Origin of the sequence: Orbus hercynius, from assembly GCF_003634275.1 — a bacterium.
GTDB lineage: Bacteria > Pseudomonadota > Gammaproteobacteria > Enterobacterales > Orbaceae > Orbus > Orbus hercynius.
This window is the reverse complement of sequence record NZ_RBWY01000001.1, coordinates 1-19,318: the sequence shown is the minus strand read 5'-3', so window position 1 is coordinate 19,318 and position 19,318 is coordinate 1. Positions and strand designations below refer to the sequence as shown.

At 37.9% G+C, this 19,318-nt stretch carries 19 protein-coding genes and 1 rRNA gene; 1 reads left to right on the top strand and 19 read right to left on the bottom strand.

The window, feature by feature from the left end:
* Positions 1-56: 56 nt before the first annotated feature.
* Both DES39_RS00100 and recC read right to left on the bottom strand, forming a co-directional pair.
* Positions 57-830: a TatD family hydrolase gene (locus tag DES39_RS00100; protein WP_121143751.1), complete on the bottom strand. Its 774-nt coding sequence runs from the start codon at positions 828-830 to the stop codon at positions 57-59.
* Entirely contained in the window at positions 817-4,140 is a 3,324-nt protein-coding gene (recC, locus tag DES39_RS00095; RefSeq protein WP_121143750.1) for an exodeoxyribonuclease V subunit gamma, read from the bottom strand. Before recC ends, DES39_RS00100 begins: the two co-directional genes overlap by 14 nt.
* A 240-nt stretch (positions 4,141-4,380) precedes the next feature.
* Between recC and DES39_RS00090 the strand changes: the two genes are divergently transcribed.
* Positions 4,381-5,298 (top strand): siderophore ABC transporter substrate-binding protein, encoded by a 918-nt coding sequence (locus DES39_RS00090; RefSeq protein WP_170143292.1) that lies wholly within the window; start codon positions 4,381-4,383, stop codon positions 5,296-5,298.
* 125 nt (positions 5,299-5,423) lie between these two features.
* Here DES39_RS00090 and fabF read toward each other — a convergent pair whose 3' ends face one another.
* From fabF to rrf, 17 genes are all read right to left on the bottom strand, one after another.
* The gene (gene fabF / locus DES39_RS00085; RefSeq protein WP_121143748.1) at positions 5,424-6,668 is read right to left on the bottom strand and encodes a beta-ketoacyl-ACP synthase II; all 1,245 of its coding nucleotides are present in this window, start codon (positions 6,666-6,668) and stop codon (positions 5,424-5,426) included.
* 129 nt (positions 6,669-6,797) lie between these two features.
* Positions 6,798-7,031, bottom strand: a complete 234-nt coding sequence (gene acpP / locus DES39_RS00080) for an acyl carrier protein (protein WP_121143747.1) — start codon at positions 7,029-7,031, stop codon at positions 6,798-6,800.
* A gap of 150 nt (positions 7,032-7,181) precedes the next feature.
* A complete protein-coding gene (gene fabG / locus DES39_RS00075; protein WP_121143746.1) occupies positions 7,182-7,916 on the bottom strand; it encodes a 3-oxoacyl-ACP reductase FabG in 735 nt (244 codons plus the stop codon).
* A gap of 14 nt (positions 7,917-7,930) precedes the next feature.
* Positions 7,931-8,866 carry an ACP S-malonyltransferase gene (gene fabD / locus DES39_RS00070; protein WP_121143745.1) on the bottom strand — a complete coding sequence of 312 codons (936 nt, stop codon included), beginning with the start codon at positions 8,864-8,866 and terminating at the stop codon, positions 7,931-7,933.
* A gap of 85 nt (positions 8,867-8,951) precedes the next feature.
* The gene (locus DES39_RS00065) at positions 8,952-9,905 is read right to left on the bottom strand and encodes a beta-ketoacyl-ACP synthase III (RefSeq protein WP_121143744.1); all 954 of its coding nucleotides are present in this window, start codon (positions 9,903-9,905) and stop codon (positions 8,952-8,954) included.
* A complete protein-coding gene (gene plsX / locus DES39_RS00060) occupies positions 9,905-10,927 on the bottom strand; it encodes a phosphate acyltransferase PlsX (protein WP_121144735.1) in 1,023 nt (340 codons plus the stop codon). The genes DES39_RS00065 and plsX overlap by 1 nt, the downstream gene beginning before the upstream one ends.
* A 23-nt stretch (positions 10,928-10,950) precedes the next feature.
* Entirely contained in the window at positions 10,951-11,118 is a 168-nt protein-coding gene (gene rpmF, locus DES39_RS00055) for a 50S ribosomal protein L32 (RefSeq protein ID WP_121143743.1), read from the bottom strand.
* A 16-nt stretch (positions 11,119-11,134) separates the two neighbouring features.
* Positions 11,135-11,656: a 23S rRNA accumulation protein YceD gene (gene yceD / locus DES39_RS00050; RefSeq protein ID WP_121143742.1), complete on the bottom strand. Its 522-nt coding sequence runs from the start codon at positions 11,654-11,656 to the stop codon at positions 11,135-11,137.
* Positions 11,657-11,915: 259 nt separating this feature from the next.
* Positions 11,916-12,491: a division/outer membrane stress-associated lipid-binding lipoprotein gene (dolP, locus tag DES39_RS00045; RefSeq protein WP_121143741.1), complete on the bottom strand. Its 576-nt coding sequence runs from the start codon at positions 12,489-12,491 to the stop codon at positions 11,916-11,918.
* A 47-nt stretch (positions 12,492-12,538) separates the two neighbouring features.
* Positions 12,539-13,135, bottom strand: coding sequence for an SIS domain-containing protein (locus DES39_RS00040; RefSeq protein ID WP_121143740.1), 597 nt, complete (start codon positions 13,133-13,135; stop codon positions 12,539-12,541).
* A 42-nt stretch (positions 13,136-13,177) separates the two neighbouring features.
* Positions 13,178-13,531 (bottom strand): YraN family protein, encoded by a 354-nt coding sequence (locus DES39_RS00035; RefSeq protein WP_121143739.1) that lies wholly within the window; start codon positions 13,529-13,531, stop codon positions 13,178-13,180.
* Positions 13,531-15,525, bottom strand: coding sequence for a penicillin-binding protein activator (locus tag DES39_RS00030; protein WP_170143291.1), 1,995 nt, complete (start codon positions 15,523-15,525; stop codon positions 13,531-13,533). Before DES39_RS00030 ends, DES39_RS00035 begins: the two co-directional genes overlap by 1 nt.
* A gap of 84 nt (positions 15,526-15,609) precedes the next feature.
* Complete coding sequence (gene rlmM, locus DES39_RS00025; protein WP_121143737.1) at positions 15,610-16,692, bottom strand: 23S rRNA (cytidine(2498)-2'-O)-methyltransferase RlmM; 1,083 nt, start codon at positions 16,690-16,692, stop codon at positions 15,610-15,612.
* Positions 16,693-16,764: 72 nt separating this feature from the next.
* Positions 16,765-17,559, bottom strand: a complete 795-nt coding sequence (thyA, locus tag DES39_RS00020; RefSeq protein WP_121143736.1) for a thymidylate synthase — start codon at positions 17,557-17,559, stop codon at positions 16,765-16,767.
* A gap of 23 nt (positions 17,560-17,582) precedes the next feature.
* The gene (gene lgt / locus DES39_RS00015) at positions 17,583-18,470 is read right to left on the bottom strand and encodes a prolipoprotein diacylglyceryl transferase (RefSeq protein WP_121143735.1); all 888 of its coding nucleotides are present in this window, start codon (positions 18,468-18,470) and stop codon (positions 17,583-17,585) included.
* Positions 18,467-19,069, bottom strand: coding sequence for an RNA pyrophosphohydrolase (gene rppH, locus DES39_RS00010; protein ID WP_121143734.1), 603 nt, complete (start codon positions 19,067-19,069; stop codon positions 18,467-18,469). Before rppH ends, lgt begins: the two co-directional genes overlap by 4 nt.
* A 165-nt stretch (positions 19,070-19,234) precedes the next feature.
* Positions 19,235-19,318 (bottom strand): 5S ribosomal RNA (rrf, locus tag DES39_RS00005); the annotation flags it as partial.

The window sequence follows — 19,318 nt, the reverse complement described above, 5'->3', positions numbered from 1 at the left end:
ATAGTGTTAAGCGATTTTAATCAAAAAATAAATAAAGTGCAAAAATTGATATATGATCATCTTGCTAAACGTGGGAAAAAATAGAGCGAATTTTCTAAAATCGTTTCAGTAATCACAGAGAGTGGTTCACTGCGTAAGCAGGCTAAATGCGCTAAAACTAACACAGAATTTTCGGGTCGATTAGCTTGACCTTGTTGCCCATAAAGTGGCATATCTGGTGCATCTGTTTCCAATACAATCGATGATAAGGGTATGCGGCTTATTGCATCACGCGTCTTGTTCGCTCTTTGGTAACTAATCACACCACCAACCCCGATAGCGAATCCTAACCGAATAAACTGCATCGCTTGTTCATAACTGCCAGAAAAGCCATGGATAACGCCAAGGCTCGGTAATTGCGCCATTTTTAATGCGGTATATAATAAAGCATGTGTTTTACGTGAGTGTAAAATAACCGGCAAATGATATTGCTTCGCTAAATCAAATTGACTGGCTAAAAATAGTTTTTGCACATCAAGATCAGCATGCTCAATGTAGCCATCAAGTCCAATTTCACCAACCGCAACAAGCTTAGCATGAGACTTATCTATCGCTGCAGCTAGTAAGTCCAAATCCGTTTGATGATGAGAATAGATAGGATGTAGCCCTAACGCATAATAGATAGATGGATATTGATGGGCTAATGATTCAACAATGGCAAAACGATCACTTGAGACTGCCGGGACAATTATTTTAGCAACCCCTGCTTGTTGGTATTGTTCTATCGACTGAACTAGCGCATCAATAAAAGGCGGAAAATCAAAATGGCAGTGCGTGTCAATCAGCATCATCTATCTCCCTATATACCATGAGTGGTAATAAATAAATCATCGCATTTTGTATCGCCTCATTGATTAATTCATCGGTTAACTCAGGATAGAGGCGAATATAGTAGTCATCGCACTCCCCCCTGATCGCAAGATGACCTTGCCATTGCGTTATAAACTGAGTTTTAGCTTTCAATAATACAGCGCTATCTTTACTAATATGTTGCGTAGTCGCATCATAAGCCGTCTCTAGCCACCGCCATGTACTTTGTAACGGCATGAACATTGGCTGATTAAGTCCGGTTAGATAAGCACCAAGTAGTTGTGATAATAAAACCTGTGCTTGCTGTGACAATAAGGTACGAAAACACCACGTGGTCTCTTCTCGGCCATAAATACGATTACGTAATAAATGTGAATCGGGCTGCAAAATACACATAACAAGGTGCTCAATCCAAAGTACTATCCCATCTTTAACCGTTAATTTAGTACTGCGCCATTGCAATATTCCATCACACTGAATTCGCTGAATTCGGCCAATGATGCGCAGATCATCAACCATGATATCGACATCTAACGATGAACAACTCTCTTGCTTTTCTTTATTTATCCGGCTAATTAGTGGCTCGATTAATTTTTGCTGTTCACGATACAGAATCTGTCCAAAAGCCCCATATGGCAATTGATTACTATGCAACATTTTCTGGTACAGTTTGTCAGCTAATTGCTCACCAGTCAGATTATTTGACAATAACACATCAAGAATCTGATTATTGAGATGATAGCGTTCTAGGTTGTTAAGATTAAAATTCTCCGTGCTTGGTAACTGCTCATCAATATAATTAATGACATAACCAAAACGGTATTTAGCTAGTTCCCGAATGGGATGTAGATAAAACTGTTTGAGTTTATCAAGGTTGATATCCTCAATCAGCTCTTGCGATAGTGGTGTGATAAAATTAGAAAATTGACCAGCGTCTTTTGCCGCCGCTAACCATTCATCAGCATAACTGACAATTTTGGTATCACCCGGTAAATAATTCTGCCGACTAAATGGCATGCGAGTATGCACGTGAATCAAATGATTGACCAAACCAGCTGCGCTGCTTTCGCCATCTAAATGCTGATCGCCATTCAATACATAGCACTGCTTTAAGTATTCAATCAACTCATCAACCAAAATTGATGGATACCTTAATTCATTAGTTTGTATATCATAACCAATATAACTAATGTAGAGTTGTTGCTGCGCTGATAATAAGGCTTCTAAAAAGAGATAACGATCATCATTACGGCGACTACGATCACCAATTCGGGAATGATGATAGATCAGATCAAATCCTAGCGGTGAAATTCCCCTTGGATACACCCCATCATTCATTCCCAATAAACAGACAACTTTGAAGGGAACTGAACGCATCGGCATCATCGTACAAAAATTAATCTTACCGATTAAGAATCGGTGAGAAATCGCATTATGCTGGAACTTCGATTGTAATAATTCTCGTAAAACAGTAATACTCAGTTCATCACAATAATTCGCCGCCAATGCCTGTTCGATGATATTTTGCCACTGTTCTTCAATCATCATCAATAATGCTTCACTATCCGAATCGAACAGAAAAAACTCATCAAGTAACGGTGCACACAAACTTTGCCACTGAGTAATGGAATGAGGTTCACTCAATAAACGATGCCATTTAGCAATAGCGGCAATAAAATCAGCTAAAAAGCCAACTAATTCAGCGTCAAGCCCTGTGGTACCGTCATAAGGAAAGATATCTTGCCAACTATCGAGTTGGCTCTCCATAATGTACCCAAGTAGCATTCGCTGAATGCCAACTAGCCAGCTATGAGGTTCGTCAGTATTTGAATCCAAACCAAAACGAATACCTGCATCCACTATCCAGTGTCGTAGCTGAACGAGATTCTCAGCATTAAGATTAAAGTGTCGCGCAATAGGCGGGATTTCAAGTAAATCAAAAATATACTCAATTTCTAGACGGCTTTTTGGCAATTCCAATAGCAAGAAAAAACCTTGCACAATCGGTTCAATATAACGAAATGTTTGATCGGAGATCGTATAAGGTAGATAACGGTTTTTGGGCGCATTATCAAACACCGCTTGAATATAAGGCGCATAGTGTTCAATATCGGCAACCATCACTACACAATCATTTAAATCAATCGATTGATGACGATCGAGTGTTGCAAGTAAGTAATCATAAAGCACTTCGACCTCCCGCTGCTCACTATGGCAAGCATGAATGGTCAGTGAATCATCATTACGAAGAATTTCTTGCTTATGTTCACTTGAACTCAACAAATACGAATTTGCTGCTAGTTCGGGCTCACTGTGCAGATCCAAAATAGATTGCTGCACACTGGCTAATAATGTCCGTTCGTCATAATCAAAAAAAGCATCGATATCTTGTTTTTGAAAATCTTGTAATAAAACTAAGTGCTCACGCCCTAGTTTTCCCCATGATGCTAACAAGGGATGAGACTGTTGTAACATCATATTCGCAACGTGTTCATCATCAATATATTTATTCACAAAAGAACGATCAACAATATCACCCCAATATTGTCGGCACGGGTTCATAAACATAATATGCACATCAAGGTGCAAACTTAATGCATTAAAAAGCGCTAAATATAATGGCGGTAACGAGACAATACCAAATATAAAAATACGCTTAGGTAGGGATTTTTTTTGAGTTCGTGTTAGTTTTTTTTGCTTAAGAGCAGCAATTACAGTGTGATGGATATCAGCTCGATGCAAAGGTTTACTTGATAAACGTTGGCTATAGGCGATCATTTCTCGCCATAAGATAGCCTGCCATTGCTGCTCATCTTGACTGAGCTCAGCAACTAATTCCCCCGCTTCCCAAGCTTTAATCCAGTCTGGACGATACACTAAATACTGATCAAATAAATCAGCTAGGCAACTAGCTAACTGATAATATTTTTGTTGGTTCTCTTGTTCAAAATAACGTTGTAAAGCAGAAAAACTCGGTGTTTTAGCTAAATCAGGTAAAATTGCCAGTAAAACCCAAAGCATAAAATCAGCATCAAACGCATTCTTTTGTGGTAATTCAGGATAAAAAATACGATAAATATCCCAGACAAATTGAGTTGGAAATGGATAATGAATATTGGCTGCTATTCCGAGCTCTTGTGCTAACTGAATTTGTAACCACTGCCCCATTCCCTGACTTTGGACTAAGATCACTTCTTTTTCAAATACAGCATTGAGTGGCTGGCGCTTGATCAACTGCGCAGTCAATGATTTTAGTAAGTCGAGTTGATTAGAGTGATAAATGGTAAGCATAGATAACCAAATAAAAATACTTTGGCTAAATTATAGAGGATTAACGTCAAAAAGCCTATCGACGATATTCAATCATTACATGAAAAAATAGGCTATTTTACATAAAATTAATTTATCTTATATTTATTGGGCAAATCATACAGCCAAAAATTAATGATAATGATTATCAATATTATTTGTAGACAAATATAGTTAATTAACTAATAATTATTATGATTAGTTAGAATGAGGATAGGATTAATGAAAAGAAAACTGATTTTAAGTAGCATTGCCGCAATTATTTTAGGATTAGCAGCCTGTAAATCAACAGAAACTATGAGCGTGGAACATAATGACCAAATCGTTGTGATACCTAAATTACCACAGAGAATTGTCGTCATGAATTACGGCGCATTAGATACGCTCGATGCACTTGGAAAAAGAGACTTGGTTGTTGGCACATCATTAACAGCAATACCGCATTATTTAACACAATATAACAATGCTCATGTGATTAATACTGGCAATATGAAAGAACCTAATTTGGATCTGATTAAAAACCAGCACCCTGATCTTATTATTATCGGTGGTCGACAAGCAAAACGGTTAGATCAATTATCGCAAATCGCACCAGTCATAAACTTAGAAACAAATCCTGCGAATTACGTTGAATCAACTAAAAGCAATATCACTCTACTTGGGCAAATAACCGGTACACAGGATATTGCACGCAAATCCATTCAAGCACTCGAAGCACATATACAACAAGCACAACAAATTGCACAAGCAAGTCATAAAAATGCTATTGTTGCGCTGCATAATGATGGCAAAGTAATTTTAACCAATGCAGGCGCTAGACCAGCGCTAATTTATGATGTATTAAAAATAAAACGTGCCATACCTTCAAGTAAACATGTATCTAATTTCACTGAAAAACCTACAATGATCCTAATTGATAACGACTATATTGCAACTCATAAGCCTAATATCATTTTTATTGTTGATAGAAGTCAGGCAATAGGTCAAAAAGCGCTAGACACCAACCATTTTGATAATAATATACTGGCTAAAGCGGGCACAAAAATTGTTTATCTCACCGCTGATCTTTGGTATTTGTCCGGTGGCGGTATCGAAAGCTTGACTCAACAAATTAACGAAGTGATTGAACAATTAAAATAATGATTATGAATTGTGAGTTCTACTATCGAGAAATTAGCGTATGGATAACCAATATACTAGACCGGTAAGTCTAGAGGAAAAATATTCCGCTGAAACCAACGGAATATCAATCGGGAAAAAAGCGATTAGACTTTCTTAAATAATACAGAACCATTCGTTCCGCCAAAACCAAATGAGTTACAAAGAGCGTACTCCATGTTTTTGACCTGACGAGCCGTATGAGGAACATAATCTAAGTCACATCCTTCATCTGGATTATCTAAGTTAATTGTTGGTGGAATCGCTTGATCACGTAATGCAAGAATAGTGAAAATTGATTCAACAGCACCCGCTGCACCCAATAAATGACCAATCATCGATTTAGTCGAGCTCACCATAACTTTATGGCTGTTCTCTTTAAAAATCGATTTCACTGCTTGTGTTTCAGCTTTATCGCCTGCAGGGGTAGATGTGCCGTGAGCATTGATATAGCCAACTTGCTCAGGTGTAATACCTGCGTCACGAATCGCACACGCCATCGCTAATGCAGCTCCGCTACCATCTTCTGGTGGTGATGTCATATGATAAGCGTCACCGCTCATCCCAAATCCAACCACTTCAGCATAAATCTTAGCACCACGTTTTTTAGCATGTTCATACTCTTCAAGGAACATGATACCGGCACCATCACCCAGAACGAAACCATCACGATCTTTATCCCAAGGACGACTTGCACCTGTAGGATTATCATTGTTAGTCGATAAAGCTCGCGCTGCACCAAAGCCACCAATACCTAATGGTGTACTGGCTTTCTCACCGCCACCTGCTAACATCGCATCAGCATCACCATACGCAATCATACGTGCTGCATGGCCGATATTATGAACACCAGATGAACAAGCGGTTGCAATGGTAATGCTCGGTCCTCGTAATCCATAAATAATTGATAAGTGCCCTGCAATCATATTTACAATGGTTGATGGCACAAAAAATGGACTGATTTTGCGTGGACCACCATTCATTAATGCGCTATGGTTTTCTTCAATTAAACCAAGCCCACCAATACCAGAACCAATGGCACAACCAATACGCGTTGCATTTTGTTCGGTTATTTCAATACCCGCATCTTGCATCGCTTGTATACCTGCTGCGATACCATATTGGATAAAATAATCCATTTTACGAGCATCTTTACGTGTAATATTATAATCTTCGCCATTGAAGTTTTTTACCGTAGCGGCGAAACGTGTTGCGAAAGGGGTTGTATCAAAGTGTTCAATGAATTCTACACCGCTTTGACCAGCTAACAATGCTTGCCATGTAGATTCGACTGTATTACCAACTGGAGATATTAGCCCCATTCCAGTCACAACAACTCTGCGTTTAGACACGTTGTTCCTCCTGAAAAGGATAATAAAAAAAAGAACTGCACTTATTTTGCATAATAAGCCAACGATGACATTTATTTTCAAACAAAAATGAGGCGACCACAAGATCGCCTTTTTAAAATTCTGCCAACCTTATTGATTTGCTGTCACATAATCAATTGCTGCTTGAACAGTTGTGATTTTTTCAGCTTCTTCGTCAGGAATTTCTGTATCAAATTCTTCTTCTAAAGCCATAACTAATTCAACTGTATCAAGTGAGTCAGCACCGAGATCTTCGATAAAAGAAGATTCATTTTTCACTTCTTCTTCTTTAACACCAAGTTGCTCAACAATAATTTTTTTAACTCGCTCTTCAATAGTACTCATACTCTTTTTTTCCTATAAATATCGCCAAAATCGGCGGTGATTGTAAGTTTATAAAATGTTGAAAAAGTTGCAACTAAATTTTTCAACCCAATTGATTACTTTTTATTCATTTCAGCAAAAATTCGACCTATTTTACACTATTCTAACAAATTAAACCATATACATGCCACCATTGACATGTAAAGTTTCACCCGTTATATATGCCGCTTCATCAGAAACTAAAAACGCCACAGCATTGGCTATCTCGCCCGCTTCACCCAAACGATTTGCAGGAACTTGTGATAAAATCGCAGTACGTTGATCATCCGTCAGTGCTTTGGTCATATCAGTTTCAATAAACCCTGGCGCGACCACATTCACCGTGATTCCACGTGAAGCAACTTCACGAGCAAGTGATTTACTAAATCCAATTAATCCCGCTTTAGCCGCTGCATAGTTTGCTTGCCCGGCGTTACCCATAGTACCAACTACAGAACCAATAGTCACAATTCGGCCATAGCGTTTTTTCATCATCGTGCGCATCAATGCTTTAGATAAACGAAACACTGATGTTAAGTTAGTATCAATAATATCTTGCCATTCATCATCTTTCATACGCATCAATAAATTATCACGCGTAATACCGGCATTATTCACTAAGATATCAATATCACCATACTGTGATTTAATCGCATCAATGACTGCTGTTATTGAGCTTTCATCTATCACGTTCAAGGCAAAACCCTTACCATGCTCCCCTAAATATTGGCTAATCGCTTGAGCACCATTTTCCGTTGTAGCAGTGCCAATAACTGTCGCACCTTTTGCAACGAGTTTCTCAGCAATTGCTCGGCCAATCCCTCTGCTTGCACCAGTTACTAGGGCAATTTTTCCTGATAAATTCATGTCAGCTCCTTTTACTATTTAACACTTTCTAACGCAGAAGTTAATGATGTAGAGTCATTAACAGCATAAGCTGAAAGTGAATCAACAATCCGCTTAGTTAATCCAGTTAATACTTTACCAGGACCTATTTCAATTAAGATAGAAGCACCATTATTAGCCATATACTCAACAATTTCAGTCCAACGCACAGGACTATATAATTGTGCAATTAACGCTTGTTTAATTGCTTGTGCATCATTTTCAATTTTCGCATTAACATTATTAATCACCGGATGTGCTGGTTGATTGAAAGTAATCGATTCCAATGTTATTGCTAATTTATCTGCTGCAGGTTTCATCAAAGCACAGTGAGATGGTACACTTACCGCTAATGGTAAAGCGCGCTTAGCGCCGGCTTCTTTACATAAAGCACCTGCGCGTTCAACGGCTTCTTTATTACCAGCGATAACCACTTGACCTGGTGAATTAAAATTAACAGGAGCAACCACTTGACCTTGAGCAGCCTCTTCACAGGCTTTAACAATTAAATCATTATCTAAACCAATAATGGCATACATCGCTCCAGTACCTGCTGGAACAGCGTCCTGCATCAACTTACCTCGTAATTCAACGAGTTTGATTGCATCTTTAAAATCAATCACGCCAGCACAGACTAACGCTGAATATTCACCTAAACTATGGCCAGCGAGATACTCCGGCGCTAAACCATTTTCCTGTTGCCAAACACGGAAAGTAGCCACTGATGCAGCTAAAAGGGCAGGTTGCGTAATCCAAGTTTTATTCAATTCTTCAGCAGAGCCAGCTTGAACGAGTTGCCAAAGATCATACCCTAATACAGATGAAGCCTCGTCAAATACGGCTTTTACCGTTGAATATTTTTCGCCAAGTTCATTAAGCATTCCGATACTCTGAGAACCCTGACCAGGGAATACCATCGCAAATTTAGTCATTCAATTACCTTTTACCTTTTAAACTTTCCGAGATTAATCAATGCTAAGTAGATTAATCAGGTCTACCGCCAATATTTAAACAATATTAGAATCGAACTAAAGCCGATCCCCAAACAAAACCACCACCAAATGCTTCTAGTAACAGCAAGTGGCCACGCTTAATTCGACCATCTCGAACACCCGTATCTAATGCACAAGGTACCGATGCAGCGGAAGTATTACCTTGTTTATCCAATGTCACAATCACTTTACTCATATCCATGTCTAAGCGTTTTGCTGTAGCAGAAATAATACGTAAATTCGCTTGATGAGGAACTAACCAATCTAATTCAGATTTATCAATATTATTTTCCGTTAGCATTTCATCTACCAAATTAGATAACTCCCTAACGGCTACTTTGAACACATCATTCCCTTGCATTACCATATAAGCCGGTTCGCTTAGTGCAGCGCGATCAACATAAGGATATTTAAGTAAATCACCATAACGACCATCTGCATGTAAATGTGTCGCAATAATACCCTGTTCTTGCGATGCACCAATCACCACTGCGCCAGCACCATCACCAAATAGAATGATCGTCCCTCTATCCTCTGGATCAATGCCTCGTGTAAGCATATCTGCCCCAACAACTAAAGCATATTTAACTGTGCCAGTCTTAATATATTTATCGGCAATATCTAACGCATAAACAAAACCAGAGCAAGCAGCAGAAACATCAAAAGCAATTAAGTCAGGCAAATCAAGTTTGGCCTGTAATTCGGTTGCAGAACTTGGAAATGCGTTGGCAGATGTTGCTGTCGCAACAATAATTAAACCGATATCATTTTTATCAATATTAGCCATTTCAATGGCATTAATCGCCGCACCATACGCCATCGAAGTAACCGTTTCTGTCGGTTCGGCAATCCGTCGTTCTTTGATACCTGTACGAGTTGTGATCCATTCATCACTAGTATCAACCATTTTCTCAAGATCAGCATTCGTTCTGATCTGTTTTGGAAGATAACTTCCTGTGCCTAAAATTTTTGTATACATCAATTATTTTCACTCTTAGGTAATGCAGAAGAAAGGCTTGTCGCAATTCTTTCAGGTATATTATGTTTAATTGCCAATATCGCTTGCTCAATCGCTGCAAAAAATGATTTTTGATTTGCACTACCATGACTTTTAATCACAATACTTTGTAAACCAAGCAAACACGCACCATTATAATGGTTAGGATCTAAATGACCAAAATGTTTTGTCATCTTTTTTTGCAACCAATGACCCACTAACTTCATTAATAAAGAGTGACGTTTAGTCATAAGTTGCGTTGACGATAAAAAAATTTTAATAAGGCCTTCGACCGTTTTTAATGTGACATTGCCGACAAAACCATCGCAAACTAACACATCGGTTTTGCCCGTCAAGATTTCATTGCCTTCTAAATAGCCAATAAAATTAATATTTTTATCCGCTTTTAGTATGCTCGCTGCAGCACGAATACTATCGAGACCTTTGATGTCTTCTTCACCAATATTCAACAAAGCAACCCGAGGATTATCAATGTTTAAGCTAGTACGCGCTAAAATAGCGCCCATTAACGCAAATTGTACGAGCATATCACTATTACATTCAGCATTTGCGCCTAAGTCTAATACCACAGTATTTCGCTGGTTCAAGGCGGGTAAAATAGCAACTAATGCCGGGCGCTCAATACCATCAATAGCATGTAATAATAATTTTGATAACCCCATCAATGCCCCAGTATTTCCAGCACTCACGCATGCTTGAGCTTGATTATTTTTAACCAACTCTAGCGCAATCCGCATTGAAGAACCCTGACTGTGTCGAATAGCAAGCGAAGGCTTCATATCATTAGCGATAACAGAAGAAGACTCAACAATAGTTAAACGTTGATAATGTTTAGGTAATAAAGGCGTTATTTCAGCTGACGGACCAACTAAAATAAGATGAAGGTTTGGATAGTGATTTAATGCTTGTAATGCAGCAGGAACGACAACGCGAGGACCGAAGTCCCCGCTCATAACATCTAACGCAATGGTTAGACTGTCCAAAATATCACCCAAATATCAAGAAACTACTTATTGATAACTTTACGTCCACGATAATAACCATCAGCGGTTACATGATGACGTAAATGGGTTTTACCTGATTCATCAACTGAGATATTTGCGACAGTTAATGCATCATGAGCGCGACGCATACCACGTTTTGCTCGAGTTTTTCGATTCTGTTGAACGGCCATGGACTAACTCCTCTCTTTAGGGCTTATTTTTCAAACTGGCTAAAATTGCAAATGGATTTGGCTTGTCATCCTCGGTTGGAATCTGACCAAATACAAAATCTGCTTCCGACACTTTGCAGTGTTCACTATCATGTACCGGTACAATCGGTAAAGAAAGGATAATCTCTTCCTCTACCAATGAAAGCATATCAATTTCCCCAAACTCATTAACAAGAGCGGGTTCATAATGCTCCGGTAGGGCCTCTGCTTGAGCATCGCTCTTAACAGGGCTAAACTTATTTTTAACATGAATTAACTTATCATAAGCTTGTTGACAACGCTGACATTCCAGCTTTACAGTAACTTTAGCGTCAATTGAGATCACACAAAGTCGCTGCTCATCAAAACCAAATGATAAACTGCATTCAATATCACTATTTACATTTTCAACTAACTCACTTAAGCGGTTGGCATTTTTAGCTAGATAATTTCCGGCATAATCCAATCTCTTTTGAGCGGCTTTAGTTGGGTCAATTGTTAAAGGCAATCTATTTTGCATAAGGCGCGCATCTTACCGTTAAATGTCGTTTTCGTCAATGGAATTATCACGATTTATTCGATTTGGCTCGATAGCAACACGAATAAACAACAATATGGTAATCATTAGATTATCCCAATATTGTTTCGTTAAATAAACCATAATTATTTTATGTGCACAATTTTAACATAATCACGAATTTAAATTCAACTCTAGTCCTGCACAATCCCATATTACTAACTCTATATTAGCAGCGCAATATGGGCGTCGTTAATGAGAACTAATTACTATAAGTATAAATAGTGGTAACGAGTTTGACACTCGCAACTTTACTTGCCACATCCGATGCCGTACGGCCTATCTCTGGCGTTACAATCCCAATTAAAAAAACTTCGCCATCTTCAGTTATCACTTTAATATCACGAGCCTTGGTATCGTTATTTCCGATCAATGCAGATTTAACTTTTGTTGTAATCCATGCGTCATTAGTCATAGTAATTGCGTTAACCATAGGACCAATACGAACTTGATTATAGATTTTCTTAACGCCCTCAACACTTTCAGCTAGCTCTACCGCGCGATTAATGACAGCTTGCGATTTTGCCTGACCAATTAAGAGCACATTACCATCATAAGTTGATGGTACAATTCGTGATCCTTTAAAGTAATCGCCTTCATCTTTAAATTTCATACCGATTTTAGAATCAAGTGTTGTATCATCCACTTGAGTTCCTGTTGTTCTTGGATCCGTTGCAACTTTAGCCGTTCCAGCACCAACTCCCACAAGCGCAGCAACGCAGCCTTGTAGCATCATGCTACCAGACACTAATGCGGCAACCAACACAAATTTTTTCATGGATTCATCCCCTTTTCCAGTCTACTTATTTATATAAGTATTGTATGTTAATTAATTTCTTTATGTATAAAAAGTGTATTTTCAATGAGTTGACAAAGGCAATTTAAAACGATTAATTGCATTTCACTAATTGTTCTTTCTTTGTACGATGGTATGCGTATATCAATATCATTTTGCCCTAGCAATCCAATAACTGCACCACCATCGCCACCGGTTAATGTAATGATAGACAAATCTTTAATCACAGCATCTTGTACCGCTTGGATTATTGATTTTTCATTACCATTTGGCGATAAAACAACTAGGACATCACCCTGATTGCCCAATGCTTGAATTTGCTTGGCATAAATATCATGTAATTGATTATAGTGATTAGCAATTGAACTAATTAAAATATTATCCGCCACTAATGCAATCGCTGGCAAATTAGGACGTTCAATATCAATACCGCTCACCAACTGAGCTGTGAACATTTGTGCACTTGCAGCTGATAGGCTATTACCACAAGTTAATACTTTATTACCATTAAGTAAGGCATTAATTATGGTGCTTGCGGCTTGCTCAATCGGACCACTTAGTGCTTCCGTCATCACAATTTGAGCTTGAATACTTTCCGTAAAATAATTTTTTATTACACTTTGCATCTCTAAATCCTAACTGTGCCACTGGAATCTTGTTCACGATATTTAAGCGCTAAAAGCATTCTTTATCCAGTGTAATTTACGCCCTGTTATGGCAATAACATCAAAACGAAACTCGCTCGTTTCTATATCTATGTCGTGCTTTTGCATCCAGCTATATGCAGCGTTGATGACTTTATGTTGTTTAACGACCGTAATGCTCGATTGTGCGTCACCATATACATCATTTTTACGATAACGAACCTCAACAAATATCAAGCACATACCGTCTTGCATAATCAAATCAACTTCACCCAATCGAGAAATGCTATTTTTTCCAACCAACCGCATTCCTTGCTGACACAAAAACTGGCATGCTTGTTCTTCGTAATATTTACCTAACTGCTGTTTATTTTCCATTAAGGGACAATAACATCGCTACCATTCATATATTGATGCCAAGGTAGCGCTCTGTTGATTTCACATCCCTGAGTGGTTGACAATTTACCCGTCATACCATCAAGAACATCTATTTGGTAAGATTGTAGCTGGTTAAAACGGTTTGCTAACTGCCAAGCATCAAGCCCCATCGCATATAAACGTGCTAATGAATAATCATTTTTAATATAACTCGGTAATTTTTCGATTAATTGGTTTTGATTTAAAATCATCGGAATATCACTAAATTGAACGCGATCCATATCATAACGATAATCTTGCGTTGTATCCTCGATGTTACTTCTTGAACTGGTATAAATCGCAGGAATTATTTTTGCCACTTCAATGGGCTTACCTTTTTTATCTAATAAAACTTTACCATTCTCATCTAATTGTGTTTTATTCGATTTCATATCCAACATTGACTTTATCAGTACCAACTCATTGTGTGAAGCATAGATATAAATCGCATCATACGGCCCTGAATTATTAACGGAAGATATGACATCAACAGCACTCTCATCAGATGGTAATAGATTATTTACCATATCCTGTTGATTTTTAAGTGGTGATGAACTGGTCAACAATGAGCCTTCTAGCTCAATACCCACTCCTGCATTCATTTTATTGCTTAGCGCTTTTTCTGATTCAAAGTACTGTACGTGGATGCCATTTGATGATGCATCATTTAAATGCCATTGCTCTGCAAAACTATTTGCCACTCGCTCACCTAAATCATTTTTAGGTACAAGCAAGAGTGGATTCTTTTTATTCTGAGTATAAATATGATTAGCGGCATCAATCGCTTCATCTTCCGGTGATAGTGCAAAAAAACAAATTGGTGTCGAAGTTTTCGCTGAAACGTCCGACTTATCCATTTTATTTAGCGCTAAAACAGGTATAGATGGCGAAAGGGTCAGTATAGTTAATACATCTTGCTTGAGTAATGGCCCAACGATTAATTCCGCGCCTTGTTGCTGTGCTTGCTTAACTAAAGAATCCAACGATGCGCTGTTAGTATCATAAAGCGTAATATTTTGTTGGGCTTCTTGAGTGTATAATTGATTAGCATCGGAATACCCCAGATAAATTGCATTACCAAATATCTTAGAAGAACCGCTCATAGGTAGGAATAAAGCAACATTTTTCTTGGTGGTATCATCAGGTAAGCGGTATTTATTACCATAAATATTTCTTGGCAGATATAATGCTGCTGGGTGGTTTGAATATTGAATTTGCCATTCATTAACAGCATTTTTTAATAAATTAAACTGAGCATCTTCTTTATTCGCAATGGTATCTGGATCATCATTGTCATCAATAGTATACGTGTTTATATTATTTCTATAGGTATAAATTAAATCAATCCAACCCTGTAATATTGATTCATTAGCATAAACTAAAACACTATTGATATCGGTCTGGTTTAAATATAAAAGAAAAGTCCACGTATCATTGATTACGCGATGCTGTTGTTCTGGCGAACCATATTTTTGTAATTCAATATAATCTCGAATTTGCCCATTAACATCGTGTTTTTGTCCATCCAAACCAAGCTTGATATTATAATAACGGATTTTTTCAGCATCAGTTAACGCAGATAAAGACAGCTTATTCAGATCAAAAGACTGGCCATTAATTACCGCCAATTCACCTTGTAATAACAGTGCCTCTTGTCGTTGCGCTTTATTTAAATCAGTAGGTAATTGCTGAAATAATTGCTCCGCTTTTATTGCGTTTCCTTCAATAATATAAGCACGAATAGCCATCAACTGCCAATCCACTTTTTCATTGCCTGAAGTAGACGAATATTGCGATAAATAATATTGAGACCCCTTGGTTTCATCAAAACTCAATTGTTTTGATACATAAGCGGGACAGCCGACCAAAAGTCCTAATAGTATAGATATAAAAGCAATTTTAAAAAATTTCTTCCCAAAATCAGCTAGACAATCTAAAGAGTGTAGTCTAATCATTATCTTATATGCTCTCATCGATTTTATAAACATCAATAATCAATCGCAGTTAGATTGATTATAATTTTAATCACTTTTAATTCGTTATCCCCAGATTCTTTGCACATGAACCGTGACTTCTTCACGATCATGGTAAAGGTGTTTAGCTTGAATCTGGACATTTATTTGGTTTGCCTTCAATTCATCTTCAAGCAACTGAAGATTGTGTTTTACTTCTTCATAACGTTTTTTCATTGGCAATTTTAAATTAAATATCGTTTCTCGACACCAGCCCTGAATCAACCAATCAGAAATTAATTTCGTCACTTTGAGCGGTTTCTCCACCATATCACACACTAACCAATAAATGTTATTCTTTTTGGGCTGAAATTTGAATCCATCTTCTCGGTAATGTTTAACCTGACCACTTTCCATCAATTTTTCATCCATAGCCCCATTATCAACGGCGTAAACCATCATACTACGTTTGACTAATTGATACGTCCAGCCACCTGGGCTAGCACCAATATCAACAGCATTTAAGCCACCTTTCAATCTTTCATCCCACTCTTCATAGGGAATTAAAACATGAAATGCTTCTTCAAGTTTTAGCGTGGAACGGCTTGGCGCATCAGCAGGAAATTTCAAACGAGGGATACCCATGTAAAAAGGTGAATTATTATTACTATAGGAATAACCAACAAAGCAACTGTGACTATTAATAAATAATAAATGCATCACTGGTTTAAGCGGATTTTCAACTTTTAATAAAAGGCGTTTATCACGTAATGCTTGTCTTAAAGGCACAGTAAATTTGCGACAAAAGTTAGTAAGCTCTTTTCCTTCATTGGTGTCAGCAACTTCGACTCGCAAAGATCCCATTTTAATCACACACTCATCAAGTGCCGCAATAATAGGACTAATACGATCGTTAACAGGAAGGTCAGTCAATAAACTACCAGCAACAAACATTTGTCTGGCAAAAATTAAGGTTCGAAAATTCAGTGAAGTCAGTAGCTTTTCAGCTTCCCCCTCTTGATAGCACTCAAATTCGATAAAACCAGTTTGTTCCTTAACTTTTGCAAAACCAAAAATTGAAAACTCAGCCGCTTTATCCGTGATTTCAGCAGCACACTCTTTTTCAAAACCAGAACGACAATATAAGATAATACGATTAAGTTTTTGCATTGATTACATAATATAAGTTATTTAGACGGAGCTAAGTATATAGGATAAACCTATATACTTAAATAGGGGATATTAAATTGCGACCGGTGCTTTTATTGCCGGATGAGGATCATAACCTTCGATCTCAAAATCCTCAAAAACATAGTCAAAAATCGTTGGCGGTTTTCGTTTAATGATCAATTTAGGCAGTGCTTTAGGTTCACGGCTTAATTGTAAATGTGTTTGTTCCATATGATTACAATACAAGTGCGTATCACCGCCAGTCCAAACAAAATCGCCAACTTCTAAGTCGCACTGCTGAGCAATCATATGAACTAAAAGCGAGTAGCTAGCAATATTAAACGGTAATCCCAAGAAGACATCACATGAACGCTGGTAAAGCTGGCAAGACAATTTGCCATCAGCAACGTAAAATTGGAAAAAAGCATGACAAGGTGCTAATGCCATCTGATCCAATTCACCAACATTCCACGCTGAAACAATCATACGACGAGAATCTGGATCATGTTTAACTTGTTCGATCAGTTGGCTAATTTGATCAATATGGCGCCCATCTGCAGCCTGCCAAGAACGCCATTGCTTGCCATAAACAGGACCAAGATCGCCATTAGCATCAGCCCATTCGTCCCAAATGGAGACTTTATTATCCTTCAAGTATTGAATATTTGTATCACCTTTTAAAAACCAAAGCAGTTCATGAATAATCGATCTTAAATGGCATTTCTTAGTGGTCACCAATGGAAAACCATCTTGTAAATTGAAACGCATCTGATGTCCAAAAATAGATAACGTACCGGTTCCAGTACGATCTGACTTTGCCGTGCCGTCATCTAAAATTTTTTGCATAAGCGCTAAATACTGTTTCATTATGTCATCCTATCAACACATATTTAAAGACTGTAAGTACCAATTTGAATTTTTAGGCCACCTGGATACTTATAAGAATAATAAATAAAAATGGCACCAAATATAATCATAGGCAGACATAAAATCTGACCCATGCTAATAAAATTAAAAAATAATCCTAATTGTTCGTCAGGTTGTCTGAAAAACTCAATCGCAAATCGGAAACACCCATATAGCAGCAGGAATAATCCTGATACGCTACCAATAGGCCTTGGTTTACGAATGAAGATATTTAAAATAATAAACAAAACAATCCCTTCAAAAAGCATTTCATAGAGTTGTGAGGGATGACGCGGTAATAAATTACCGGTTGAATTAAATAGTGCTAACCATTCGGGGTGTGATTTAACATAAAGGGCATCGGCAGCCCAAGAGCTCGGAAATAGCATACCAATAGAAGAATCGGTTACTCGTCCCCACAGTTCACCATTAATAAAATTACCCAAGCGACCAAACATCAAGCCAATAGGGATAAGAGGAGCAACAAAATCAGATACTTGAAAAAAAGACTTATGATTTTTTATCGCAAATATGCCGATTACGACTAAAGCACCAATTAGTCCACCATGAAATGACATTCCGCCTTCCCATACCCGGAATAATACCAATGGATCAGTAAAAAATACTTGGCTGTTATAGAATAATGTATAGCCTACACGTCCGCCGATAAATAGGCCTAAAAATCCCCAAAAAAGTAAGTTCTCAACCTGTGCTCTTGTCCAGCCACTATTTGGTTTTTTAATGCGCCAATTTGCTAAGAAAAATGCACCCAACACACCAAACAAATACATTGCACCATACCAATGCAGTGAAATAGGGCCAATTGAAAATAAAATTGGATCAAAATTAGGAAAGGTTAGATATTGCTTCATTTTTTAACCCGTTGTCTATTTTTACGCTTATGAGCAAAAAAGTTAAACCGTTTTTTTGCTCCCGATTTATTGGATACCACATGAGCTTCATGGCTGACAGGGGTAGATAAGTCTCTATCATTTTGCAGAGAAAATGTCACTAAAGAAAACTCTTTCATCGCTTTACGATACACATCGCGTTTAAAAGCAATCACCTGACGCACTGGATACCAATAACTTACCCATTTCCAGTCATCAAACTCTGGCGTAGATGTAAGAGATAAATTAATCGCTGAAGCATCAGAAATCAATTCTAATAAAAACCATTTCTGCTTTTGCCCGATACACACAGGTTCATTATCCCAACGCACCATCCTTTTAGGTAATTTATAACGCAACCAGCCATTAGTTACTGAAAGAATTTTTACATCTTTAGGTAATAATCCAACTTCTTCATTTAACTCCCTAAACATTGCTTGTTCTGGAGTCTCATTATTATTAATTCCGCCCTGAGGAAACTGCCAAGAATTTTGCCCAAAACGACGAGCCCACAATACCTGGCTCTGCCGATTGCAAATAATAATTCCGACGTTTGGACGGTAGCCATCATTATCGATCACTGACTACCTCAAAAAAACTTTTACTTATCTAAGATTGTTACATATAAAGGGATCAAGGTAAACACGTTGATAAAGAAAAATTAAATAAATAACAGGATAAAATGGCAGGCAATTAACAAAAAAAAACGCCCCATCTGAACGATAGGGCGCTTCTCATATTTAATAGTCTGGCGGTGACCTACTCTCACATGGGGGAACCCCCACACTACCATCGGCTCCACGGCGTTTCACTTCTGAGTTCGGCATGGG